General features: G+C 53.7%; 2 protein-coding genes. Both read right to left on the reverse strand.

Annotation, left to right across the window (positions count from 1 at the left end; genetic code table 11):
• On the reverse strand, window positions 1–246 hold a 246-nt coding region (locus BGK49_RS18385; protein WP_069375804.1), incomplete at its 3' end, for a phage N-6-adenine-methyltransferase.
• Window positions 246–421 (reverse strand): PerC family transcriptional regulator (locus BGK49_RS18390; RefSeq protein ID WP_128832193.1); only part of this gene is annotated, 176 nt, incomplete at its 5' end. The genes BGK49_RS18385 and BGK49_RS18390, both read right to left, overlap by 1 nt.

Below are 421 nucleotides of genomic sequence, written 5' to 3' on the forward strand. Positions count from 1 at the left end.
AGCACCTTTAAGCTCCGCAAGACGTTCTGACCAGTCATGCGCCAGCGCGTTGTCTTCCGCCGTGTAATACGCGGCACATTTGGCGTTATCACCGTCAGTAAACAGATCCAGAACAAACGGGCCAAACAGGGTGTTAATTCCCCAGAAAATGTTGTCCGGTGTGCGCCACTGATCGCCCACTTCCTTCAGTTCATGGGCTGGTTTGTTTCGCAACTCCACCAGCGCCTGGCAATATTTATTACTCATTAAGCCCCCACGTAATTCCCTGACAGATACCACTCATCACCCGATACAGCGCGCTTGCTGCTTTTCCGTAAGCACCGCTCACGACGCGCCAGAAAATTGTTTCGTTCTGGCTGGGAGTGGCTTTCACGGAATGCCGCCATCCACACCGTTGCAGCACGACGGTATAAGCCCCTGG

Origin of the sequence: Shigella sp. FC1544, from assembly GCF_001722145.1 — a bacterium.
GTDB classification, from domain to species: Bacteria; Pseudomonadota; Gammaproteobacteria; order Enterobacterales; family Enterobacteriaceae; genus Escherichia; species Escherichia coli.